The organism is Bacillus cereus group sp. N11, from assembly GCF_016483605.1.
GTDB lineage: Bacteria > Bacillota > Bacilli > Bacillales > Bacillaceae_G > Bacillus_A > Bacillus_A toyonensis.
In genome coordinates this window covers 248,060-272,780 of the sequence record NZ_JAEHBN010000004.1, presented here as the reverse complement: position 1 = coordinate 272,780, position 24,721 = coordinate 248,060, and the positions used below count along the sequence as shown (strand labels likewise).

Sequence of the window (24,721 nt, the reverse complement as noted above, 5' to 3'; positions counted from 1 at the left end):
TCAATAGTCATATAACGATTTTTCACACAAATTCCTTCATAACTTCATTCACAATCATAATCGGGATATCCCCATCCCAAGGTGCCACTCCTTCCACCGAAGTTAAACTACCTTTCCTTTATAAATTATGTAGGACAATTATCCCTTTGTATGTGTGTTTGCCTATAAATTAAAAAATCCCTTTACTAAAAATTTTTTATACATGTATTCGATACGTTGATTGAAATGCCCTTATAATTTAGTCTTTTTATATTTTTATTACTCCTAGTAAATATAAGCTTCTATTCAACTTAACTAACTCCATATACAACTCTTTTAGCACCACTTTACTAGCCAATAATACTCAGACATACTTCTCCCAAAATATGTTTTTAATCTTTTACTTTTCCCATTCAGAAATACAAGTTTTTCGCATAACCTCTTTCTCACTTCGCATATAGTTTTAATGATGACAAAGGAGGAATGTGCATGTCTCAATCTGAAATCGAAAAATATGGACAAGAAGCTGTACGTTACGATCAGCTCGCCCGTTACTATCAATATAGCAATCCCAAAAAATATGTAGAACTATATATGAAGTATTACGATGCACTTACAAAACTTGTACAGGCATATGAAAAAAGAGATTCACAAGAAGCCGCTTTACCGTCACATATAAGAATTTTTCATTCTGCTCCAAACACGCCTGCGGTTGACATTTTAGTAAATGGACAAAAGGTAATCAAAAACATTTCGTTTAAGCAATTTAGCCCCTATTTATCATTAGTGCAAGGTAAATATCGCATTGATATCGTCCCTGTCGGGAACGAAACTCCAATTTTTTCAGCTTTAGTACCAATAATGGGAAATCATACGTATACACTTGCCGCAATAAATAGTGATAATCACCTACAATTACAACCTATACTTGATAATACACATATACCATCTGGGCAAGCCAAAATTCGATTTATGCATTTTTCTCCAGATACCCCTGTTGTTAACGTAGATTTAAAAGGTGGAGATCATTTATTTGAAAATGTGCTCTTTAAACAAATAACAGATTTTTTACAAGTTAGCCCTGGTACAGCAGATATTGAAGTTTCACTCGCAGATAATAAAAAAATCCTGTTAACTTTACCTAAATTCGATGTTGAACCGAATATAATTTATACCATTTCAATAGTAGGTTATTCAACTAAAGACCCTAAATTAGAAGCCGTTATACTTACAAATTAAAACAGTCTACACCATTTATTTGGTGTAGACTGTTTACTTTTGAAATGCAATTTGAAATTCTGTCCAATCGCTATCTGAACGACACATAATGGACCCGTTATGTTTTTCTACAATTTGTTTACATACAAATAACCCAATACCAGTTCCTAATTTTTTAGTAGTTACAAATGGTTCAAAAATCGTTTCTACATTTTCAGCTGGAATCATCGGTCCATTATTTTTTATCACAATTCGAATAGCTTGCTCTTCTTCAAAAACATCAATGATAATTTTCCGCTCTTCTTTCATTGCTTCCATAGCGTCAATTGAGTTCATTAAAATATTTAAAAATACTTGCCTCACTTCACTCCGATAACCAACAAGTGGTATTGGATACGGCAAATTCTTTTCAATCGAAACATTTGCATTAACCAAACTCGGATATAAGAACTGTATAATATCTTGGAACAAGTCATTAAGCCAAAAACGTTCCGATTCATTCCACATTTCTTTTTTCGAAACGAGTAAAAATTGCGAGATTCGAAAATTTAATTGATCTAATTCATGCGAAATGATATCTAAATACGATAAACTCGGATGGTCTGCCTTTAATAATTTGACAAATCCCATAATTGAAGTAAGCGGATTACGAAATTCATGTACAAAACTAGCTGACATTTGGCCTAAAATCGTCAGCCTTTCTTTATGTGTTTCATTAATATATTGCTGTTTTTCCTCTAAATTCCTCGATATAATTTCCGAGTATTTTAAAACGGTATAATAAATTAATTTGTCAAAACAAGTATGTATTTTGGCCATAATTGGTTTCAATTCACGAGCGCTAACATCTAATTCACACATCGCTTCAAAAAGTTCATTTCTTCCCACATTTGCATTATAAACAAAGTCTCCAATATTCGCATCTGCTCCTGCTCGTTCAATTGCGATTTTCTCGCATAATGGTTGAAGATAATTTATATCTTTATCTTCCATAGTAAGTTCGATTATTAACTCTAATAAATCCTCTCCATTTTGAACTACTTCTAGTTTAAATGGATCTTTTTCGGAAATTATCATTTTGTTTTTCCAGTTCTCTACGAATTGGTGCCTGTTGTTTTTCAAGTGTGAACAAAATACTTCTTTAATATCCTTATCGATTGGAAAAACCTCCATTCACTCCATTTCCATACGACGAATACCCTTTATATTTTGAATATTAACACAAAAAATATGTTTCGTTAATAGATTATTGTCACATTTTGTTAATTTCTGTTGATAAAATTATTTTTTTCTTTCTTATTTAATTATTTATATTCAAATCTCTCTTTTTCCTTCTCATTTTTTTAATTATTTCCGTATTCAAAACGACTTTTTTGCATCATTTTTAATTCTTGCGTACAATAGGAAGTGAAAGGTGTGAAAAATATGGTAAATAAAAATGTGGAAGACTATCTCCAAGAAGGCATTTATGGCCAAAAGCAAAACAAACCAGAAGAACGTAATATGTATTTAACTACATTACGTGAGCGCGTAGAAATCGCTTTAACTATCGGTCAAGTAATGCAAAGTAATGTATATACTGAAGTAGCAAGTAGCATACGCTCTTCTCAATCATTACAAATCCTCCTAAACGGTGGCATTGCTTACCCACATTTATCAAAATACATTAAATTAGCAAACGAAAAAAATATTCCTTTTACAATTGTTCAAAATAAAGATACAGAAACACCAATTGGTTTAGTAGTATCTCATAGCACAGCTGTAGATAAAGAACAAATTTATGTAGAAGATGCTATTTTCAAACAAGAAATGAAGTAAAATAAAAGGTACACTTAATTAAACAAGTGTACCTTTTGCTTTATTTTTTAATACACACTAATTTCATTTCTGTCATTTCTTCAATTGCATATTTAATTCCTTCACGACCCGTGCCACTTTCTTTCACACCACCGTAAGGCATATGATCTACTCTAAACGTTGGAATATCATTAATCATAACCCCACCAACCTCTAACTCATCAATTGCACGCATCGCTTTAAATAAGTTATTTGTAAATACGCCTGCTTGTAAACCGTAACGTGAATGATTTACTTTCTCTATCGCCTCATCAAATTCTTTAAATGTATTTAATGTCATAACTGGACCAAATACTTCTTGGCACTGTACAGATACATGCTCTGGAACATTTGTTAATACAGTTGATTCGAAAATTCTTTCATCACGCTTCTTACCACCGTATAAAACAGTTGCTCCTTCCTTAATTGCTTCTTGCACCCACATGTCAATTCGCTCTACATCTTTTTTCGAAATTAAAGCTGATACATCCGTTTCCTCATTCATTGGATCACCAACAACAACTGTTTCCATCGCTTTCTTTAGCTTCGAAAGAAATTCATCCATTCTCTTTTCGTGTACAAACACACGTTGTACCGAAATACAAACTTGTCCATTATTTACAAATGCGCCCCATTTCACGCGTTCCATTATCTCATCAGTTAACTCTACATCTTCATCAATAATAACGGCAGCATTGGATCCTAATTCCAACGTAACTCGTTTTAATCCAGCCTTTTCCTTTATTCCGATTCCGACTTTCGGACTTCCGGTAAAAGTAATGGACGCAACATCATCATTTTTAACAATTGCCTCGCCAACAGTTGCACCAGGACCAGAAATGATATTCAAAGCTCCCTTTGGCAACCCTGCCTCTTCAAATAATTCAACTAATGCGTAAGAAGATAATGGCGTTTGATCAGCTGGTTTTAACACTACTGTGTTTCCGGCAGCAATTGCAGGGCCCACTTTATGCGCTACTAAATTTAACGGAAAGTTAAATGGCGTAATAGCTCCTATAACCCCAATTGGTTTGCGAATCGTATAGGCAATTCGCCCCTCTGCACCAGGTGCTGCGTCAAGTGGCAATGTTTCACCATATATACGCTTCGCTTCTTCTGCTGCAAATTTATATGTTAGAACAGTACGATCTACTTCTCCCCTTGCAGCACGTATTGGTTTTGCAGCCTCTTTTGCAATAATTTCTGCAAACTCTTCTCTTCTTTCATCCATTATTTGCGCAACCTTCTCTAAAATAGTTGCCCGATCGTATGCAGTTAATGTATTCATTTTTTTCATTGCATTTTTTGCAGAAGTAACAGCCTCTTGAACATCTTCTTCCGTTCCTTGTGCAATTTCCGCTAACGTTTCTTCAGAGTATGGTGCATATAATGGTTTATACGTGTTTACTGACTTCCAATCTCCATTTATATATAAATGCTTTTTCATCTTTCTTCCCCTTCCAAATATATGTATAAAATAATACTTCACCTAGTGAAAGGTCTGACTTATGTAATTGTATCATAGCCCGTATTCCTCCAAAAACATTATGCTCAAAAAAACTCTGCTATATAGCAGAGTTTACGAGCTAATTTGCTCTTGTAAAGAAATTTGTTTTTCATCTTCTAAAACGACAATCGATTCTACTGTTTTTGTAACTTCTAACCTTTTAATATAGCGCCCGTCTAATTCTTTCACACAAAACTTATAATTTTCAATTTCAATGGAATCCTCTTCAGCAATCTCTATATTCTTCGTTAATATCCAACCACCAATTGTATCAACACCATCATCATCAATCTCTAGACCAAATAACGTATTCACTTCACTAACGAGTACTTTTCCCTCTAGTATCGTCTTTGTTTCACTAACTTGTTGAATTTCTGGCTGTTCATCCGTATCAAACTCATCCTGAATATCTCCTACAATTTCCTCTAAAATATCTTCAACAGTAACAAGCCCAGATGTACCACCATATTCATCTATCAATATAGCAATATGTGTTCTTTCTTTTTGCATTTTTAAAAACAAATCATGAATTGGAATAGAATCAATAACTAAAATAATTGGTCTAACATATTGCTCTACTGTCTTTTTATTAACAGCTTTATGCTGTACAAACTCAGTAAAAATATCTTTAAAATTTACAAAACCTATTACGTGGTCTTTGTCGCCATCAACAACTGGATACCTTGTATATTTTTCACGAGACATTTTTTGCAAAGCTTCTTCAGCGGGCATTTCTTTACTTATAATATTCATTTCAGTTCGAGGTACCATTATTTCTTTTGCAATCCGATCATCAAATTCAAAAATTTTATTTACATATTTATATTCAGATTGATTAATCTCACCATTTTTATAACTTTCTGAAACTAACAACCGTAATTCTTCTTCCGAATGAACCTCATCATGCCCTTTCGGCGGTTTCAGCCCTAGCAGCTTCGTAATGATTCGAGCTGAACCATTTAATAGCCAAATGAATGGGAATGCAATACGATAAAAGAAAATTAACGGCTTAGAAACAAGCAAACTCACTTGTTCAGATTTTTGAATTGCAACTGTTTTTGGGGCCAATTCCCCTATTACAACATGTAAAAAAGTAATTAACAAAAATACTAAAATTACAGCAAAAATATCTGCGAGCTGAGTAGATATGTTCCAATTTGCAAAAAGCGTGTCGAACATTTGCTTTAGCGCAGGTTTACCAAACCACCCAATTCCAAGAGCTGTAACTGTTATTCCTAACTGGCAAGCCGATAAATATTCGTCTAAGTTTGTAATGACTGTTTTGACAGAAGTTGCACGATTATTTCCCTCTGCAATTAAATTGTCAATTCGTGAACTCCTCACTTTAACAATTGCAAATTCTGCTGCAACGAAAAATGCCGTTAAGGCAATTAAAACAATCACTATACTTATACTATATATGTCCAAATACTTTTCCTTACTTACATTGTAAGCAAGGAAGCCACCTCCTACTTAATTTTATTCAAGTGAAGTAAGCATTCTAATACTCTAACAAAATTCTACATTAGCAACCACCTTTTTATATATTATATGCATACATAAAAAAGATATTTATCATTATGATAATCTAATTCATTTCCCCTCGTCAAATCAAATTATTCTAAATCTTACGATGAATCATTTTTATATAAACGATATATTCTTCACAACTTAATTTCGTGAAAAAACACTTTCTTTGCCGATTCCACACTTCTTTTGTCATACCGGAAGGGAACTTACTTCATAGATCGAAATCATTCAACAGGATATATATAGGAGGGATTATTTTGGAATATAAAACACCATTTATCGCGAAAAAGTTAGGTGTTAGCCCCAAGGCTGTTGTCCGGATTGCACAACAATTAAATCTTACGATAGAAAAAAATAAATATGGTCACTTTATTTTCAAACAAGATGATGTAGATCAAATGTTAGAATACCATCGTTCTCAAATTGAGCATTCGCAAAACTCCCAACCTACTCAAAAAACATCATCAAATGATGTTGAAGAATTAAAAACTCAAGTAAACACAATTGTTCAAAACACATCATCAAATGATTTTGAACAATTAGCTAATCAATTACACACAATTACAAGAAGGCTAGATCGAATGGAGGAGCAAATGCAAGATAAGGCAAATGATGTCGTTACGTACCAACTTTTGCAACACCGTCGTGAAATGGAGGAAATGTTAGAACGAATTCAAAAGCTAGAAGCTTCCCTCAAAAAAGAAGAGCCCATATATATTACTCCTGATTCAAAACCAACATATGAAAGAGAAAAGAAACCGAAGCGCCGCAAAATGATTTTTAGTATATTTGGATTATGATTTTTAGACCCTTATTAAAACAATAAGGGTCATTTTTTCATGAAGGATACTGCCATATTAATATATCATTCTCTATATTATATATATTCACTTCTAATTATTTTGTTAACATAATATTCTTACTGTATTCCGCGATTAATGCCTGTGCATGAGCATTCCCTTGAATCACATCGCGAAATTCTTTTAAAGAATACAAATGCGTAACTCCTTTTCGAGCATGAATTCGCACTGGTACACCTTGTAAAGTATCATGAAACTGAAATGGATTGTCTATCGGCTCTATAGGAAAACCGAGTGTTAGTAGATACATATACATTCTTTTTGTAACTGCTGCAATATACCATTCCGCTTTCGTTTCTAACGCATGCACAAATAAAATAGCTGTTAGCCTTTTGAAATGCCCTCTCCCACGAGACGTTTTCGCAATACTTAGCTTGCCTATTTCATACACATTTTTTAAATCTTTCACTAAATCATTTTTAGAAAACGGATAGAAAAACTCAGAATTTGATTGTTCGGGTACCGTATACTTAATACACTCCACTGTACCTATATGATGCTCATCTTCTATTAATAAAAATCGTGTTGGATTTAAATTACGTTCTACGAACATTAAGTTTCTTTCTTCACAAAAATCTCCCCATAGTTGCTCGAACCAAAAATGTTCTTCCTTTGTTTGAACACGCTGGAACATATTTCCCCACCTTTCCCATCGTCGCTCTGTTTTGATAACGCTTTCACTATCTATCATATAAGAACAAATCTTCGTATGCAACTAAAAATATTTATGACTTATTATATTCTGCAAAATGAATTAAATTCCAACTTCGTCGTCTCTTACCTCACATGTACAGTTATTCTAATAACCTATGTGTATCACTTTTTAAATTACATCCTACCTACTTCCATACAGCATATAATTCTTCTTAATCTAAAAAAATCCTTTATGAAAAAGGATTTCTTTTACTTCTTATTATTTTTTAACCACTTCTCAAAGATTTGTACCATCCCATGTTTTCCTGCTAATTTCTCTTCTCCTTGTTTCGTCTTATATGGATATAATTGCAAAAAGACACCGCACCCAGATTCAATTTTTTTACTATGCATATGACTTCCTGGATATACACAAATAACTTCATAAATTGCCCGTCGATGAAAAACACGCTTTCCATTCTGTTCTTCTACATACTTTATAGACCAGTATTTATACATTTGCTCAGTCGCTTTCGTATTTCCAACGTGCTGAAAAATATTGTACATTGGGCTATACTTCACTTCAATAATAATAGAAGATTTATATACGTATTTCCCTTCTTCCTTTACATAACAGTCTAAGCGAATATCTGGTTTTTTTGTATCCTCGCCATTATAAAAGTTACTCCCTTTACTTAATGCAATAAGGGGGTGTGTTTCAATTAAGTCATTAAATGCAACATGGACCTTCATATCATCTTGATGTAAAACTACTGTCGTCCCATCTTGTAACCCATCTACATAAAAATGCTCTTGTATTTGTTCACGAATGGGATTTCTAGCTTTAAAACCAATTTGCTCTAGCATGGAAATAACGATAAAAAAAGCGTAATATTCATACACTAAAAACGTTGGTTTATATACAAATAATAAAGATGGAGATTGATCTGTATATTGTGGAAGTAAGTTTAAATGCTGTAGTAATTGTTGATGTGGAATTGGTAAATCGTATGAGTTCATATTACCCGTTTCAGAAACTTCTCTCCAAAAGGGGGAATATATTAAAGTTTTAAAGTATTGTACACTTTCACGTACAATATGAGCTAATATTTTATATTCTTGTATTTTCACAGAGCTTTTACGTAAATCGGCTTCTTTTAGTAAATGTATATTTTTATATTTTTGCTTCTCTCTATCAGTCACAGATCCATTACGCTCAATTGTTTGCATAATCGTTTTTACAGCTTGAAACTCTTCTAATTTTTTCTTTTTTTCTCTTTCTAATATTTCAATTGTTTGACGTAAAAAACTTTCGGCTTCAAGTAAATAATGATAAAATTGCATCGCTTTAAATTTAAGAAATGCATTTTCTCTACTATTTTTTTGTTCAATAAACTTACGATTATAATATTTCGTATAGGACTTTCTTTCCGCCATTATTGTTCCTTTTCTCGTTGCCTTCCGTTCCTTCACTTCCCATTTATATTCATGTATAAATTTTGAACTTGATTCAATCTTTTTAAAAACTTGTTTTATCTTTTTCATTTTTTGCGGCAGCTTTCTAAGTAACACTAAATAAGAAGAATCCTCAATATCACTAAGGGCAGAGAAAGTCTTTTTATAATAACCTCTATCTAAAATCAACTCATTTAAAATTGACTTTACATAGTTTTGAATCATTTCAAATTGGTCATCAAAAAAATTTTTTGGAACGATTTGAAAAGCACCATAATACGTTGTGTCTTCTATACGAACTTCAAAATGATATAAACCACATCGCCATGGATAAAAGAATTCCGTTTTTCCATGTTCATAAATTAGTACCTTTTGTTTTTTTTCATTTATTTCGTATTGTGACTCTTTTATATTTTTCTGGCCCTCATACACTTTATTCCATATGAAAGTAATATTCATTGGACTTTCGTAATGGTAATGCAATCTTATCGGTTTTAATTCTTGTACTTTGTAAATACATTGAACTAATGCTGTAGTAGATGTGCAAAGACGATTTAATAAAATATACTCCCCTTTTGCCTCTGTTCCTATGATTAACTTTAATACAAAAGGGAGCGTTTCATTCGTATCAACGATTTCTGTTTCATACCGCTCTTCATTTCGCATATCCATACAACTCCAGTTCTCTACGTTTTTCTCTTATATATGCTAAAGAGTGTTCAAATGTAGAGACTCTGTTTGCAAGTGGCGATTGCAAAAGAGGTACTAAAGTCGCTCCCCTTTTTACTTCTTCAGAAAGTAATGACCCAACCATCATTTCAGTACCTCTTAATTTCGTCAGTACACGTTGCTTTATTTGTAAATCAAAACCTTCTTCTCTGCTAATCATATAAGAATGATTATTTTGAAATGGTATATTTTGCAAATACATAGCAATTGCATTTGCACATCGAAAAGAAATTCCCTTTGACGCATCATGTGATGACAATACAACATGCAACTTATCTAATAGCTCTAACTCTTCTTCAGAAAACACTTCAATCATAGATTTCTTTCTGATCCAATTTATCCGAAATTCTCCCGCTGTTACTTTCAGAGGTGGTTGTAATACACCTTTCTCTTGTACCATGCACATCTCACAAAACGGAATTTTTTGTAACGTAATTAAATTGGTTCGGTCTAATAATCGATCAGAGAGTTCTTTCGTTGTTTCATCAAAATTCACAGTACCTACAAAGATAATATTTTCTCCAATTTCAATTGTTGATGGAATTTGGTTTTCTAATTTCTGCGCACCCTCATACAAATTCAAAATACGATTTTCCTTTTCAAGTTGAAGAACAGATAGAAATGGAGTAAACCAATGCTCAATATGTGACATGTTCATTTCATCAAAAACGATTATATACAATTGATTTTGATTTTCTTTTGCCTTCATTAACGCTCTAACTAACTTTGTTTCACTTTCAATAAAAGTACCATTTGGGTGAAGATATCCAAGTAAATCATGTGGTTCTTGATACGATGGAGAAATCGGAATCCAAACCAATTCTTCTCCATACTGTAATCCAAGTGCCTCTGCATAAGCTTGCACAAAGCGTGATTTTCCAACTCCCGGTATACCACCAAGAATCGTTAACATATTTGTTTTTACACTTATATGAAAATTATAAATATCTGTTTCGTCCAAATACATCCCTTTATTACGCACCGTACTTTGTACATACTGTAAAAAGGATGATTCACGCTCATCCCATTCCCATACTTCCTTGTGTACTTTTATATCCTCTACTTCAACTAGCTTCCCTTCTTCCGTTATTCGTTTTTTTAATTGCTCATACACTTGATCACTTACGAAATACAATTGCTCTTCTACCGCAATTTCTACATGCTTCATCCAGTCACTTAAGTCTATATATTTACATTCTCGATTTTGTTCAAAATACGCGATTGAACTAATTGATGACTTTAACAATATATTTCCATATAACCTTCCATCATGCCACAGTAATTCAGGAGACTCAAAGTCTTTTGGATATTTCGGCATAAGAAATGATAAATAACCATTACAAAGCTTTCGTTCTAAAGACTCTCTTTTTTTATTATCTGCAACTTTAGGTGCTGGAATCATTTTATAGCCAGTTGCTATTTCTCTAGGTTCTTCTGTACATATTAACTCCACGTATACATTTCCTCTTTCATAATAAAGACGAAACATAACCAATTGCTTTTCTAATTTCTTCTTCTTTAATTCTGAAAAAATCTTTTCATTCTTTTTATTGCTACATAACCCTTCAAATATATAATGTTCATTTGTAAATTGCTCTTGTAAATTAGATGGTATTGGCGATAGACATTGTACAAAAAAATTCTCTCCATTCTTCTCTCTCTCCGCTTTTGTAAATTTCCCGATAAACCTCATATAGTACATTCGTTTTATAAAACTTGGCTGAAGAGCTTTATGTAATTTCATCTTAATCACCTTCTTTTTTCATACTATTCTTAGTGTATGAAAGAAAAAAAAAACTAGAAATAAAAAACCTGACGTTATCCGCCAGGTTCAAAATTAATACGTATATTAATGAGATGGAAATGCTTTTTTCTCTTGTAAAATAGCATTGTGAGCAATTTTCATTTTAGCCAGTACATATCGTAATCGATCCTCAGCGTTTTCATCTTTATTTTGCTGCAACTCCGCTAAATTCTCAACAGAACTCGCTAAATTTTCAATTACTCCCCTTAGTTCAGGATGATGATTAAAAAAAGATTCTTGTACTAATACTTTCCTTAACTCACTAGCTAAATCAATTATTCTAGACAACTGTTCTTTTTCTTCCATTTTCATCCCTCCTGAATATCTTATGTATTAAATATTCTCTACACAAAGAAAAAAGCCCTTTAAATGAAAAGGACTTTTACATTTTTATCGTTCCAGTTATCAACAGATAAAGTGATGTGATAGCTGCGACAACAATTGCCCACATCACATATCTCTCTATACCTACAAAACAACGATTCCCTTTTTCTTTTCGTGCAAACATGTAAACGATAATCCCAATTCCATATACGATTGAAACGAGTAATAAATTCTTTAAACCCGCTGCATAAATAAGCCATACAGAATAAATAGAGGCAATTAAAGCTAACGAGCCATTTTTTACTTTTGCATCTTTTAGTTCATTTGTAATTACTAATTTGAATTGGTATAGCGCTGATAATAAATATGGTAATAATATTGATGTTGACGCAATAAAATACATAATTTGATATGTCGATTCTGAAAACAGAACAATTATAAATATAATTTGAGCAACGATATTTGAAATCCATAATGCCATGTGTGGCGTTTGCTTTTTATTTGTTTTCGTAAAGACCTTCGGAAACACGCCATCTTTTCCTGCTACGTGAGAAATTTCCGAAACAAGTAAAAACCAGCCAATTAATGTACCTACAAGTGACGCAACTAATCCAATATTAATTGCCATTGCACCCCATGGCCCAACAACATGTTCTAATACATGTCCCATTGAAGGAGTTTCTAAAACGGAAAGTTCTCCTCGCGTCATTGCTCCCATTGACAGAACAGAAATTAAAATATAAATAGACATAACTAAAATTAATCCAAGTACTGTCGCTTTTCCAACGTCCCTACTATTTTTTGCTCTTCCTGATAATACAACTGCTCCTTCAACCCCAATGAACACCCATAGCGTTACAAGCATTGTATTTTTCACTTGACCAAGAATAGCGGAAAGTGAGATTGTTCCTTCTCCCCAAAAATCATGTGTAAATGTATCCCAGCGAAACGCTGTTACCATTACGACAATAAATAATAAGATCGGAACTAATTTCCCTACTGTTGCAATAACATTCATAATGGAAGCTTCACGAATTCCAAATAAAATTAGAAAATGAAGTGTCCATAGTAAAAGTGATGCACCTACGATTGACGCAACATTATTTCCACCTTTAAAAATTGGGAAGAAGTAACCTAATGTACTAAACAGTAGCATAATTGTTGCAACATTTCCTAAAATCCCTGCCAGCCAGTATCCCCAAGCACTGTTAAAACCAATATATTCACCGAATCCAGCTCGTGCATAACTATAAATTCCGCCCTCAAGCTCCGGTTTTTGTCTTGCTAACGTTTGATATACGAGCGCAAGTGGAATCATTCCCATTGCTGTAATACACCAACCAATTATCGTTGCACCACTATTTGCTCCTACTGCTAAATCATGCGGTAAACTAAAAACACCGCCACCAACCATCGTTCCAACTACTAATGCGATTAACGGAAAAAATCCTAACTTCTTTTCTATTTGTACCACCCCATCTGTCATTCTAGGTGTTATGTTCGTTCAACTATTAAAGTCACCTTTTTCTCTAATAGACGTTTCTCTTATATTTTTTCAGGAAAACATTACTTATTCTAAAAGAAAATGAAGAAAAATGGAATACTTTTTTGAAAAAATGTATAAGTATGCACAAAAAAACCGCTCATTTTGTAATGAGCGGTCATTTTAAACATATAAAATTGTATATTTCTTGTAAAATTAACGAAGTAAATTCTCTTTTTGTAAAAATTGTTTCGCTACTTCTTCACTACTTTTACCATTCACATTTACTTCATAATTCATTTTTCGCATTTCTTCATCTGTAATCTTTCCAGCTAATTTATTTAATACTTTTTCAAGTTCAGGATATTTTTGTAATGTCTCTTTTCTTAATAACGGCGCACCTTGATAAGGTGGGAATAATCCTTTATCATCTTTTAGCACTTTAAGTCCGTATTGCTCCAATTCACTATCCGTTGAATATGCATCGATTACGTTCACATCACCAGATTGAATTGCACTATAGCGCAGTTTCGGTTCCATCGTTTTAACATTTAAAAACTTATAGTTATATAACTTTTGCATTCCTTTATAACCATCTTCACGATCTGCAAATTCTAATGTAAATCCTACTTTAGCTTCCTGTGCAATATTTCCTAAATCAGAAATTGTATTTATATTCTTTTGATCTGCTATTTTTTTCGGCATCGCTAGTGCATATGTATTGTTATACTCCATTGGATTTAACATAACCATATTATATTTTTTTTCCATTCCAACGCGAGCTTGTTCATATACTTCCTCACGATTTGTACTTTTCGGTTCTTCTTTCACGAAAGTAGATAAGGCTGTTCCTGAAAATTCTGGGTATATATCTACTTCACCTGATTTTAACGCTTCAAATACAAATGCTGTTTTCCCAAGACCCGGCTTTAATTCTACTTGTAAATCTGTATCCTGTTCAATAAGTTGTTTGTACATTTGAATTAAAATTTCTGGCTCCGATCCAAGTTTTCCAGCAATAACTATATCTTTCTTTTGTGTATTCCATAGAAATGGAGTAGCAATCATAACTACAACTATACATATCGTCAATATAACGCGCTTAGAAGAGCGTTTTGGACTCTCAAGTATGCGAAGTACTATATCAAAGAATAAAGCGAGTAACGCAGCTGGTACGGCCCCTAAAATGATAAGCGCATGGTCATTTCGATCGATCCCGAGTAGTATGAGCTTACCGAGCCCACCAGCACCTATTAAAGCAGCTAATGTAGCCGTTCCAACAATTAATACCATCGCTGTACGAATACCAGCCATAATAATTGGCAACGCGAGCGGAAGCTCTACCTTCCATAACCTTTTCCAGCTATTCATCCCCATAGCTCTCGCCGCTTCTATAAGTGATTCATCTAATTCCCGTATTCCTGTATATGTATTTCGTAAAATAGGTAATAGTGCATACACAACTAATGCGATTATAGCTGGCAGTTTTCCAATTCCTACTAACGGAATTAATAGTCCAAGTAAAGCAAGTGAGGGCACTGTCTGCATAACAGCAGAAGTCCCTATTATAAATTCAGCCATTCGTTCTTTTCTCGTTAATATAATGCCAAGTGGCACTGCAATAATTACTGCAAAAAATAGTGAAATAAGCGATATTTGTAAATGCTCACTTAATGCACTTAGCAATTCTATTTTTCTTTCTTGGAACGTTTGAATAAAATCAGTCACTGTTTAGCCTCTTTCCTTCATTTGTTCAACAATATAATTGACAATATGACGACTTGTTAACATACCAACATATTGACCATCTTTTTCAACCGGCACTGATTCTTCAGTTTGTAAACGGACTAGTGCTTCTTGTAAAGGAGCATGTAAAGATAAAGCAGCCCCTTCTACTCGTGTATGATCGTCTAGTGGCATTACATCTTCTATAATTATTCCCTCATACCATTGTCGCCCACGATTTCCAATGAACTCCTCAACAAACTCATTTTTCGGATTATGTATAATACCTTCAGGTGTATCTAATTGAACAACTTTTCCTGCTCTCATTACACAAATGCGATCACCAAGTGATAATGCCTCTTGCATATCGTGCGTTACAAACACGATCGTTTTTTGAATCTTTTTTTGCAGTTGTACGATATCCTTCTGAAGTTGCTCCCTGCTTAACGGATCTAACGCACTAAATGGTTCGTCCATAAGAACAATTTTCGGATTTGCGGCTAATGCCCGTACGACACCGACACGTTGTTTTTGCCCTCCTGACAATTCATCAGGCATACGATCACGATATACATCTGGATCGAGCCCAACCATCTGTAGCAAGTCATCGACACGTGCTTTTATTTCTTTTTTGCTCCATTTTCTCATTTCAGGAACAACTGCAATATTTTCAGCGATTGTCATATGTGGAAATAAAGCAATTTGCTGCAACACGTATCCTATATTCCAACGTAATTCATTTATATTATATTGTTGAATATCTTTTCCATCGATTAAAATTGAACCTTCTGTCGTTTCAATCAAACGATTAATCATCTTCATTGTCGTTGTTTTCCCGCAACCACTCGGACCAATGAGAACAAAAAATTCTCCTTTTTTAATTTCTAAATGCAATGAATCCACTGCTTTTGTGCCATCTTCATACGCTTTTGACACATGATTAAATTGAATCACAAATACAACTCCTTTATTGTTGTTTCCTTTATTTTGATGGAATATGGAATTCATTTCAAATGATACGCATTATTTCTATATAAAAAAGAGCTCACATTTGAGCTCTAACGGTCGAACAATATTGTTTTCATAATAGCAGCATATTCACGCACATACATTTTTCTCTTAGAACGCATTGGCGTTTCTGCAGCTAATGCCTCCATCTTTATTCCTAAACGCCTCGCAATTATTTTTGTTCGATATAAATGATACGTATTACTGACAACTACCGCATGTTTTACATCAAATAAATCCATACTAAACTTCAAATTTTCATACGTATTTGTCGAACGGTCTTCCATTAAAATACGACTCTCATCTATATCGTGTACCATTAAATAGTTTCTCATACTGTGAGCTTCCGGTATATCTTCATCTTCTCCTTGACCACCTGAAACAATTACTTTCACCTCAGGGTGAGAATATAAATATTCCAACGCTACATCCAAACGGTTTTGAAGTGATAAAGACGGTCTATCTCCAAATAACTTTGCACCTAATATAAGAACGTATGGAGAGTGATTACTCAATTTCTCACGAGCAACTTTATTCATTCGAAACGTCATATAAATAATGTATAGTGGCGGTAGTAATAAGATTATAAGTAATATCCATTTGTTCATAAATAAGTTAACACTCCCTTTCTTTTTATTATATAGAAAAAAGAAAGGGAGGCAGAAGTAATTTTTAAACGAGTGATTTATTCGGAACATCCGCTCTGATTTTACGTTGTGATATCACATAGTAAAGAGCGATTCCTAATGATAGGATCAATATACAGCTTAATAGGTAAAATGGGAGCATTACCCCAACTTTAGATACACCTGCTGTAAACACCATTAATAATACTATTCGTATTCCTGTACCAATTAAGCGAAATAAGCTGTCCACTCGTCCCATTACTTCGTTTGGGATTTCCTCCATCATCAATACATTTCTCGCCACTCTTGTTCCAGCGTTTCCAATCGCATGAAAAATCGCTAGTCCATATAACAGCATTACGGACGGTTCAATGATCATTATGGTAATTGAAATTACATAAATGATCATCGTCAAAACGATTGAAACTTCTGTTTTGACATACTTCATTATGAGTGGAATACTGATTCCCGCAATAACCGCTCCGACACCGTACATCATACCTTCTACTGCGTATACAGAAGCATTGGCTTTAAGTATATCTGAAATATAAACTGGTATTAAATAATTTGCCATCATAACACCGATAAACGGCATATAAGTGGCAAGTAAAAACCAAAAAAGCTTAGGACACTTTTTCATAAAGTGAATTCCTTCGAACAATTGCTTCTTAAACGGTACTTTCCGTTTCACTTCTTTTTTCTTTACGTACGGTATACATAAGAAAAGAAAAAATGCTCCTGCAAAAGTTAACATATCTACTAACAAGATCCATTTCAAAGAAACAATTTCAATTAAAAAACTCGCAGCTGCTCCTGAAATAACTTGTGTTAACTGTCCTTGTATCTCCATCGTTCCACTTAAACTTTTATAATGTTCTGCTTGAAATATTTCTTGGTTAAATGCAAAAATTGTAGGATAGAATAATAGATAATAGAATGACCCTGCTATATAAATAATAATGTAATGAATAGAATGATAAGATTGCCCGGCAAATCCCCATATAGTCATCATTCCTATAACGGCTATCCCTATACCTTCGTTACATAACAATAAAGATTTTCTTGAAAAACGATCAATGCTTTGCCCAATGAATGGTGTGAATAAAAACATAATGAGGGTTGCAACGATCGAAACATAACCAAACGTTGTCTCTCCCCCACCTTCTTTAATTAACAACCATGGGATCGTAATCATAACAATCCCGGAACCAATAGCTGATAAACTATTGGCTCCTAGAATGTAATACAAGCGAGAATCATGATAAAGCGAGGACATATCACTCCACTCCTAGTTGTTTTTTCACCTCTTTATATACGCTCATATATGCTTTTAATTCTTTAACTACATCATGAATTAATGGTTTTGCATCTTCTCCAAGTTCACCATCTTGTACGTGAAGTCCATCAAGTACTACTTGTTTTGGGATTGCATTTGCGTAAACACCTCTAGCAACAGTTCGCATACTATTTAATGCGTTAATTCCTCCTTTACCGCCCCCCGCAACAGCTAGTAATGCGACAGGTTTATGGATAAACTCACTACTACTTAAGTAATCTAACGAGTTTTTCAGCGCTCCGCTCATCGCATTATGATATTCTGGTGTACATAGTACTACACCGTCTGCTGCTTTCACTAACGCTTTTAATTTTTTTACTGCCTCTAAATCACGTTGCGATTCTTCGCCATTATATAAAGGCAATTCCTCTATTGCTAAATCGTATAACTCCCCTTCAAATTGATCTGCAATATATTTTGCCACAACGCGAGTTCTACCTAATTTTCTTGGTGTACCGTTAATAACGACTAGTTTCATAAACAATTCTCCCCTTTGTTTTCAAATTCTACTTATATATTATCAGAAATTTCTATACAAAACACAATATAAAGAGGGAACTTCCTTAATCAAATAGTATGATACACGAAAAAAGAACTCATACTTTCGTATGAGTTTCGCGCTATTACTTTGTTTCACCATTCTGACTTATTGTACCTATGCTTTTATTTGCTTCAAAATGGTAATATGCTTTTTCCGCTAATTCTTTTCGTTCTTCTGGTAATTCTATATATTTCATTACGTTTTCAATTATTTTTTCGTACGGAGTAAATACAATTCCCGGCCACTCTACCTCATCTTCTGGATTACTATTTTCAGAAATAATAAATTTCTTATTTGCGACTGCATAAGACACGCGAGGTGTTTCAAGAATTCCTGATAAGTAAAAATGAATATTTAATATAATTTTAGCTCTAGCAATCAATTCATTTCTAACAATTCCCCACGCATTATTTTTAAAAACTATATTTAAATTTGGGGCAATCGCTTTTAGATGATCAAAAATAGCTTGCCGCCTCGGATTAAGAGCACCTATAAACAGAATATCAATATCTTCAGTAATGTCATCTTCAAATGCATCTTTTTTTATTTCCAAAGTTGGAGCATAGTTCATTTTTACATGTTTTATGTCTTTTCCTACCCCTTTTTGTTTTAGCCATTCTATATTTTGTTTACTATAATCCCAAATCACTCTATCTTTTAATAATATTAAATAAAGGGGGTGCGCATATGGACTTCCTTCGTATAGCTGTTCTAAATTATAAATAATTGCATCTTGCGGAAGGAGATTCGGGTTATAAGCGTATGTATGCGCTCCAAAAACAACTGTATTCTTTACATTTCCCAGTATTGTTTCTGATATAATTACTGTATTTCCCTCCTGCTCCAACCTCCATTTCAAAGCTCGCGCAACATCTATGAAACTACCGTACGTCTTCGGGCATATAAAAAGACAATAATCATATTCTTTATTCAAATAAACTTCCATTAATTTTAAATTATTTTTATATAAATCTACATCCGGATGTTTAAGTACCAACTCATTTGCATGTTTTCTTGCCACTTTATATAATCCAGCATAATAAGCAGCGATGCATCTTCTTAATTCGATTCTTTCCCGATCTTCATCTAATACATCCATGTTTAAAAGAAGATTTGCGATACAATACGCTTTTAAATGATCACGATCATAATAATAGTCTAGTAGTGGCATCAATTCTTCATACGTATTTCCATGCACCGATTCCCCTAGTTCAATCGCCCATCGTATTAATTCCATGATTATTCCACTACTCCTTTAACCGGAAATGTATTTAATAAAATTTCGCATTATTTTCTACCACAGTTGCTATATGAAATGGAATCTCTTCTTTTATCGATTCCAAATACTTTTGCGACACCGCCCCTAAATGTTTTTTATGAGGTATATAGAAAGCACTAATAGAAATTTCATAGTCAAATAAGTAATCATACACATGATAATCTACAAATAGAAGATCATCCTTTGGAAAAGGAATTTCCTTCCCTTGCAGAGCATACATCAAAGCAATATTGTTTTGAGATCGTAATCGATACAACCTTGCAAGTTGGTATAATGGTTCAGCCCGAGTTGGTCTATATTCCCACGCTTTTTGAAAATAAAAAACAGCTAATGCTAAATATTTCTCTTCTTGCCCTTTAACATTTTCTTTTTCATCAGCATCTGTCACTTCATTTTGTTTATTTGCTGAACGATTTGCTAACTGCTCATAACAAAATCCTATTCGCAATAACGAATAGAATACCTCTTCAACCCAACCCCCTGCTTCCACTCGTTTTTTATACCATTTAATCGAATCTTCAAATTGACTTAAATGAAAATAAGTCTGAGCTAAATAAAATAAATATCTTATATGCAAATCTGGCGTTGTTTCTGGGTCGTTTATTCCTTGTAACAACAACCTCTCATCTCTTTCAAATTTATCAGCTTTACTCCCGCCATCTCCGGGATCATTCACGACAAGAGTCTCTAACCGATCTACCCTCGTATTGTAATTCGCTCCAACTTTTGAGCGATCTATATCCCAATACTCATGAGTAACGCCGACAGATTTCCATGGTAAAGAAGCTTTCAAAAGACGTGTAAGCCAATATTTAATATGAACATCATATTGCAATGTAAGATAATGATCTTCCGTTAAGCTCGTTTTATCGAAATTCGGATCAACCTCTAAAATCATATCCGCATCTAATATTAATAAATAATCTGCTTCTGGATATGTTTTTTGCGCTAATGAAACAGCTAAACTTCTGTTATAACCAAAGTTTTTAAACGGCTCATGATGAACCGTCCCAGGTATCTCATTTTCCTTACACCAATTTTCAATAATTTCAGGCGTATTATCCGTCGATCCAGTATCACAAATAGAAACATAATCTACAATTGATTTTGTTGCATTTAAACATCTTTCCATAATTCTAGACTCATTTTTGACAATCATACAAAGACATAACTTTTTTTCTTCCTTTGCAGACTTCACTTGCTCATTTCCCATTTAACCACCTCATATTTTATTAACACGCTCTTCTCATATGTAACAACATTTTTTAGCTATACTGATGACATAAGCACCCTTTTACTATTTATGAAAACTTCATTTTATTTATTCTTACTTTTATGTTGGGACATATTTCATGCTTCGCTTTATATTTGATACAATCCGTACAAAATGAACATATAGAATACATTGTTCAATCAATGAACGTTGAAGCTGTCATTTGTAAAAAAACGATGGTTGATTGGTATTTTTAAAATAGGAGTTTCTTACACTATATAAAAAGAAGAAACTTGCGCTTATGCACAAGTTTCTTTTCAAAAGCATTACTTATTTTTTTACAACTTCATGTCCACCGAACTGATTACGTAGCGCTGAAACTACTTTTCCGTGGAATGTATCATCTTCTTGAGAACGATAGCGCATAAATAATGACATTGCGATTACTGGTGCCGCTGCTTGTAACTCAAGCGCAGTTTCAACAGTCCATTTTTCTTCTCCTGAAGAGTTCATTACACCTTTAATACCATCCAGTTTTGGATCTTCTGCAAATGCTTTTTCAGTTAAGTCCATTAACCAGCCGCGGATAACTGATCCGTTCGCCCATACTTTTGCAACATCTTCATAATTGAAATCAAAATCACTTTTATCTAGCACTTCAAATCCCTCAGCGATTGCCTGCATCATTCCGTACTCAATTCCGTTATGAACCATTTTCAAGAAATGTCCACTACCATCAACACAACACTTCATTAAGGCACATTATTCTAAATTTATTGATGTAGTTGAGATGGACTCACTTTTTGAATTTGAACAAGTATATCAAACGCTTTACCTAATGATATATCAACTGTTTTTGGTATATCAGGCCCTTCGGTAGTTACTCCAGCGAAAATTGGATGTTGTTCGTTCAACCAAGTTTTTGTCACGCCATTTGCCTTACGTAAATCAATAAAAAATTGATCTTTTTTAACTTGTCCAAAGATGTAGTTATAACTGTTTGGATCATCCGATTTTAATATTCCATATGGGCCAAATTCACCATCGCTATTCTTGACATTGTATTGTCCTTCATAAACTGATGTTCCAATAGATACGTACCGTTTTCCATAATACTCTGCTAAATACTGCCCAGCTACTTTAGGGTATACAAAAGGAAGCATATTTGTTTTCGAAACGTGGCCATTATGCCCCCATACAATAGTTTTTCCTAAATGTTCTTCAGTCCACTTCGCATTTTCATACATTGCGATATCATGTTTCAAATATAAATCAGATGGTTTATCAGGAGGTGACGTTAACATTGTAGTAAACTGTTCAATAATACGAGCATTTTGTTTTATCCATGTGAACTCTTTAGATTTCCCATTTAAATAACTTTTATTTCCCTCTAATAAAGCACTAATTTGTTTAGCATCTGAAATATACTTTTCTTTTTCTTCTTTCGTAAGGCTTTCAAAAGTATTCATATCCTTTGTTACAGGAATAAGACCTTTTATCTTCTCTTCTATCCTCGGCACAAGTTTTGAATTGGTTCTTTTAATATATTCTATTATATTATTATAAACATTCTCGTTTACTGATTGAATGTCCATCCCGATGATACGCACTTTAGATTTATGTTTTGGATTAGCATTATATTGCCGAATCCAATCAAGTAAATCTAACATTTCTTTCGTCTTAAATACAGGTGATAGATGTTGGCTTGGATTTCCCTCACCAGTAAGAACATATCGATCAAGTTCTAAAGCTCTGTCCCACCCCTCTTCTAAAACTAGGTTGGTAAAGCCCTTTTCAGATACTAAATAATTCACAATACGGTTTTTCATCGTAAAAACTTCATGAGCCCCATGCGTAGCTTCACCTAAACCTACAATTGAAGCTGAACCTACCATATTCTTAAGTGGTTTTAAATCATTAAAAGGTGAATTTGGATTCGTTGTTCTTAAAGGCTTCGCGTGCATTTCTAACCATTCCGCTATTTGATTTTTATTGTAGGGAGCTGTAACAGAAACTCCTGTTTTCGAGTCTGCATAAGTACTTCCTACAAAATTAGTCAGTATTATAGCAGAAACACCAAATGCAGTAATCATTTTCTTTTTCATAAAACCCTCCTGAAATATTTTCTTAAAACGATAGCGTTCTTTTATACTTAATTACGAGTATTAAATTTTTTAGAGCAAGTTGTTTTTTGCACCAAAATGATATATTTTAAACTATAAACCTATGACAAAACTTATCCATTTCGCCTTTTTGCCTACTTCCTAAATTCAGCAAGTAAAATACTTTTAAAAGGATCAGGATTACTAAAGTTAAAGCTGTTCAAATTGACGGCCAATGTATGTTTGCCTCCAAGTGTTCCACCAACAAAAGTGGAAAACCCTAGAACGCTACCTCTATGTCCCCATACCGAGACACCATTCGGAAGCTTAAATTCAACGATTCCAAGACCATATCCCGTTCCTTCTCTATCTGTAGGAACTGTAGTAAGCATTTGATTTAGCTGCTGTTCCTTCAGCAATTTACCACTGAGTAAGTATGAGAAGAATTTATTTAAATCGTCAGCAGTAGAAATCATATCCCCATCCGAGCTACCTGGGTTAATATACGTAACGTCTTTTAGCTCACTTGCTCCGTCTAGTTGGATATAGCCACGGGCATGCTTCGTGCCTGGAATTACGCTTGAATTACCAGGTAGAAATGTATTTGACAAATCAAGCGGTTCAATAATCCGATTTTCAATCTCTTCCGCATAGCTGTTGCCAGTTACTTTTTCAATAAGGATCCCCAGTAATACGTATCCTGTGTTTGAATAAGACCAACCCTTTCCTGGGGCAAATTCTGGGGGAAGTGAAATCCCCATCTTTACAAATTCTTCAGCCGTATACGATTTTTTTGTATCCATAATATCGAAGTCTTTTGAATTCATATAGTCAGCAATACCACTTGTATGATTCAATATTTGCCGGATCGTAATCTGGTTACCATCATATCCGTTTCCTTGAATGACACCAGGCAACCATTTTTCAATGGAGTCGTCTAAATTCAAACGATTCTCTCCAGATAATTGAAGTAGAACTGTTGCAATGAACGTTTTCGTCACACTGCCAATACGAAAGCGAAAATCTGCTTTCATTGGTTTCTTGGTTCTCACATCCGCTATCCCAGCGGCATAACTCCAAGTTTTACCACCCTTAGAAATGTTAGCGAGTATTCCCGGGTATCCAAGTTGTAGTGCATCCCGTATTGCGTTCTTAACGGAAGTACGATCGCTTTGAGTACTTGTTTGTAACGAACTAGATACATTTTGCGTAGATTCTGCTTTTACAATTGAGTTTGATGTTATGTATAACAGGGAACTTCCACCTATTAAAAGTGCTAGACTGGCACATGTAATTTTACTGCGTTTTTTCATAAAGCATTCCTCTCCTCTTATTTAAATTGTATTGATGGTTGATAGGTATCTCATATGCTAATCACACAGCTATCAACCCTCCCAATGATAAAAGTCAATACTGAATTTGCAATCATCTATAGACCAATTATTTCTTCAAACAACTCTCTGACCTAATAAATGATTAATCCCTCTTCTTCAGATATCTGTTAACTTCTATAATTTCTTCTTTTCTTCCATA

At 33.8% G+C, this 24,721-nt stretch carries 21 protein-coding genes and 1 pseudogene; 4 read left to right on the top strand and 18 right to left on the bottom strand.

Translation table 11 applies throughout. The features are described 5' to 3' along the window. Nucleotides 1-468 precede the first annotated feature (468 nt). On the top strand, nt 469-1,218 hold the full coding sequence (locus tag JDS98_RS09135) for a DUF4397 domain-containing protein (protein ID WP_000083271.1): 750 nt from the start codon (nt 469-471) through the stop codon (nt 1,216-1,218). Between the two features lie 33 nt (nt 1,219-1,251). Here JDS98_RS09135 and JDS98_RS09130 read toward each other — a convergent pair whose 3' ends face one another. Continuing rightward, nucleotides 1,252-2,370: a BA2291 family sporulation histidine kinase gene (locus tag JDS98_RS09130; RefSeq protein WP_000451750.1), complete on the bottom strand. Its 1,119-nt coding sequence runs from the start codon at nt 2,368-2,370 to the stop codon at nt 1,252-1,254. A 252-nt stretch (nt 2,371-2,622) separates the two neighbouring features. Here JDS98_RS09130 and JDS98_RS09125 point away from each other — a divergent pair, with 252 nt between their 5' ends. After that, a complete protein-coding gene (locus tag JDS98_RS09125; protein WP_087971272.1) occupies nt 2,623-3,015 on the top strand; it encodes a YueI family protein in 393 nt (130 codons plus the stop codon). 40 nt (nt 3,016-3,055) lie between these two features. Here the strand turns inward: JDS98_RS09125 and JDS98_RS09120 are convergent, their stop codons facing one another. Further along, a complete protein-coding gene (locus JDS98_RS09120) occupies nt 3,056-4,480 on the bottom strand; it encodes an aldehyde dehydrogenase family protein (RefSeq protein ID WP_199633805.1) in 1,425 nt (474 codons plus the stop codon). A 132-nt stretch (nt 4,481-4,612) separates the two neighbouring features. Then, entirely contained in the window at nt 4,613-5,968 is a 1,356-nt protein-coding gene (locus JDS98_RS09115; RefSeq protein WP_087971273.1) for a hemolysin family protein, read from the bottom strand. A gap of 359 nt (nt 5,969-6,327) precedes the next feature. On the opposite strand from JDS98_RS09115, the gene racA reads away from it, so the two are divergent. Further along, the gene (gene racA, locus JDS98_RS09110; RefSeq protein WP_097956792.1) at nt 6,328-6,870 is read left to right on the top strand and encodes a chromosome-anchoring protein RacA; all 543 of its coding nucleotides are present in this window, start codon (nt 6,328-6,330) and stop codon (nt 6,868-6,870) included. A 97-nt stretch (nt 6,871-6,967) separates the two neighbouring features. Here the strand turns inward: racA and JDS98_RS09105 are convergent, their stop codons facing one another. The 12 genes from JDS98_RS09105 to JDS98_RS09050 all read right to left on the bottom strand — a co-directional run bounded on the left by JDS98_RS09105 (nt 6,968) and on the right by JDS98_RS09050 (nt 21,086). Then, nucleotides 6,968-7,564: a hypothetical protein gene (locus JDS98_RS09105; protein ID WP_000487809.1), complete on the bottom strand. Its 597-nt coding sequence runs from the start codon at nt 7,562-7,564 to the stop codon at nt 6,968-6,970. A 269-nt stretch (nt 7,565-7,833) separates the two neighbouring features. Further along, a complete protein-coding gene (locus tag JDS98_RS09100) occupies nt 7,834-9,684 on the bottom strand; it encodes a hypothetical protein (RefSeq protein WP_001243344.1) in 1,851 nt (616 codons plus the stop codon). After that, nucleotides 9,674-11,491: an AAA family ATPase gene (locus tag JDS98_RS09095; protein ID WP_000766165.1), complete on the bottom strand. Its 1,818-nt coding sequence runs from the start codon at nt 11,489-11,491 to the stop codon at nt 9,674-9,676. Before JDS98_RS09095 ends, JDS98_RS09100 begins: the two co-directional genes overlap by 11 nt. A gap of 105 nt (nt 11,492-11,596) precedes the next feature. Beyond that, nucleotides 11,597-11,857 (bottom strand): hypothetical protein, encoded by a 261-nt coding sequence (locus JDS98_RS09090; protein WP_000391448.1) that lies wholly within the window; start codon nt 11,855-11,857, stop codon nt 11,597-11,599. A 76-nt stretch (nt 11,858-11,933) separates the two neighbouring features. Beyond that, the gene (locus JDS98_RS09085) at nt 11,934-13,361 is read right to left on the bottom strand and encodes a basic amino acid/polyamine antiporter (RefSeq protein WP_000129458.1); all 1,428 of its coding nucleotides are present in this window, start codon (nt 13,359-13,361) and stop codon (nt 11,934-11,936) included. Between the two features lie 213 nt (nt 13,362-13,574). Beyond that, the gene (locus tag JDS98_RS09080) at nt 13,575-15,086 is read right to left on the bottom strand and encodes an ABC transporter permease/substrate-binding protein (RefSeq protein WP_000129124.1); all 1,512 of its coding nucleotides are present in this window, start codon (nt 15,084-15,086) and stop codon (nt 13,575-13,577) included. A gap of 3 nt (nt 15,087-15,089) precedes the next feature. Further along, nucleotides 15,090-16,037: an ABC transporter ATP-binding protein gene (locus JDS98_RS09075; protein ID WP_000614063.1), complete on the bottom strand. Its 948-nt coding sequence runs from the start codon at nt 16,035-16,037 to the stop codon at nt 15,090-15,092. A gap of 104 nt (nt 16,038-16,141) precedes the next feature. Beyond that, a complete protein-coding gene (locus tag JDS98_RS09070) occupies nt 16,142-16,699 on the bottom strand; it encodes a YdcF family protein (protein WP_097956797.1) in 558 nt (185 codons plus the stop codon). A gap of 64 nt (nt 16,700-16,763) precedes the next feature. After that, nucleotides 16,764-17,993, bottom strand: a complete 1,230-nt coding sequence (locus JDS98_RS09065; RefSeq protein ID WP_097872742.1) for an MFS transporter — start codon at nt 17,991-17,993, stop codon at nt 16,764-16,766. Between the two features lies 1 nt (nt 17,994). Further along, nucleotides 17,995-18,531, bottom strand: a complete 537-nt coding sequence (locus JDS98_RS09060; protein ID WP_000780368.1) for an NADPH-dependent FMN reductase — start codon at nt 18,529-18,531, stop codon at nt 17,995-17,997. A 145-nt stretch (nt 18,532-18,676) separates the two neighbouring features. Then, the gene (locus JDS98_RS09055; RefSeq protein ID WP_097956798.1) at nt 18,677-19,831 is read right to left on the bottom strand and encodes a CgeB family protein; all 1,155 of its coding nucleotides are present in this window, start codon (nt 19,829-19,831) and stop codon (nt 18,677-18,679) included. Nucleotides 19,832-19,865: 34 nt separating this feature from the next. Next, a complete protein-coding gene (locus tag JDS98_RS09050; RefSeq protein ID WP_097956800.1) occupies nt 19,866-21,086 on the bottom strand; it encodes a glycosyltransferase in 1,221 nt (406 codons plus the stop codon). Between the two features lie 122 nt (nt 21,087-21,208). Between JDS98_RS09050 and JDS98_RS30725 the strand changes: the two genes are divergently transcribed. Continuing rightward, complete coding sequence (locus JDS98_RS30725) at nt 21,209-21,343, top strand: DUF2711 family protein (RefSeq protein WP_140154130.1); 135 nt, start codon at nt 21,209-21,211, stop codon at nt 21,341-21,343. A gap of 73 nt (nt 21,344-21,416) precedes the next feature. Here the strand turns inward: JDS98_RS30725 and JDS98_RS09040 are convergent. From JDS98_RS09040 to JDS98_RS09030, 3 genes and pseudogenes are all read right to left on the bottom strand, one after another. Further along, a pseudogene (locus tag JDS98_RS09040) lies at nt 21,417-21,821 on the bottom strand (hypothetical protein); the annotation flags it as partial. A 38-nt stretch (nt 21,822-21,859) separates the two neighbouring features. After that, a complete protein-coding gene (locus JDS98_RS09035) occupies nt 21,860-23,191 on the bottom strand; it encodes an erythromycin esterase family protein (protein WP_098711556.1) in 1,332 nt (443 codons plus the stop codon). 152 nt (nt 23,192-23,343) lie between these two features. Beyond that, nucleotides 23,344-24,501, bottom strand: a complete 1,158-nt coding sequence (locus tag JDS98_RS09030; RefSeq protein WP_000747390.1) for a serine hydrolase domain-containing protein — start codon at nt 24,499-24,501, stop codon at nt 23,344-23,346. Nucleotides 24,502-24,721: the final 220 nt, after the last annotated feature.

Coding starts and splice junctions, on each gene's coding strand:
- JDS98_RS09135 (WP_000083271.1), top strand. CDS start 469: ATGTCTCAATCTGAAATCGAAAAATATGGACAAGAAGCTGTACGTTAC.
- JDS98_RS09130 (WP_000451750.1), bottom strand. CDS start 2,370: ATGGAGGTTTTTCCAATCGATAAGGATATTAAAGAAGTATTTTGTTCA.
- JDS98_RS09125 (WP_087971272.1), top strand. CDS start 2,623: ATGGTAAATAAAAATGTGGAAGACTATCTCCAAGAAGGCATTTATGGC.
- JDS98_RS09120 (WP_199633805.1), bottom strand. CDS start 4,480: ATGAAAAAGCATTTATATATAAATGGAGATTGGAAGTCAGTAAACACG.
- JDS98_RS09105 (WP_000487809.1), bottom strand. CDS start 7,564: ATGTTCCAGCGTGTTCAAACAAAGGAAGAACATTTTTGGTTCGAGCAA.
- JDS98_RS09100 (WP_001243344.1), bottom strand. CDS start 9,684: ATGCGAAATGAAGAGCGGTATGAAACAGAAATCGTTGATACGAATGAA.
- JDS98_RS09095 (WP_000766165.1), bottom strand. CDS start 11,491: ATGAAATTACATAAAGCTCTTCAGCCAAGTTTTATAAAACGAATGTAC.
- JDS98_RS09090 (WP_000391448.1), bottom strand. CDS start 11,857: ATGGAAGAAAAAGAACAGTTGTCTAGAATAATTGATTTAGCTAGTGAG.
- JDS98_RS09085 (WP_000129458.1), bottom strand. CDS start 13,361: ATGACAGATGGGGTGGTACAAATAGAAAAGAAGTTAGGATTTTTTCCG.
- JDS98_RS09070 (WP_097956797.1), bottom strand. CDS start 16,699: ATGAACAAATGGATATTACTTATAATCTTATTACTACCGCCACTATAC.
- JDS98_RS09065 (WP_097872742.1), bottom strand. CDS start 17,993: ATGTCCTCGCTTTATCATGATTCTCGCTTGTATTACATTCTAGGAGCC.
- JDS98_RS09060 (WP_000780368.1), bottom strand. CDS start 18,531: ATGAAACTAGTCGTTATTAACGGTACACCAAGAAAATTAGGTAGAACT.
- JDS98_RS09055 (WP_097956798.1), bottom strand. CDS start 19,831: ATGGAATTAATACGATGGGCGATTGAACTAGGGGAATCGGTGCATGGA.
- JDS98_RS09050 (WP_097956800.1), bottom strand. CDS start 21,086: ATGGGAAATGAGCAAGTGAAGTCTGCAAAGGAAGAAAAAAAGTTATGT.
- JDS98_RS30725 (WP_140154130.1), top strand. CDS start 21,209: ATGTTGGGACATATTTCATGCTTCGCTTTATATTTGATACAATCCGTA.
- JDS98_RS09035 (WP_098711556.1), bottom strand. CDS start 23,191: ATGAAAAAGAAAATGATTACTGCATTTGGTGTTTCTGCTATAATACTG.
- JDS98_RS09030 (WP_000747390.1), bottom strand. CDS start 24,501: ATGAAAAAACGCAGTAAAATTACATGTGCCAGTCTAGCACTTTTAATA.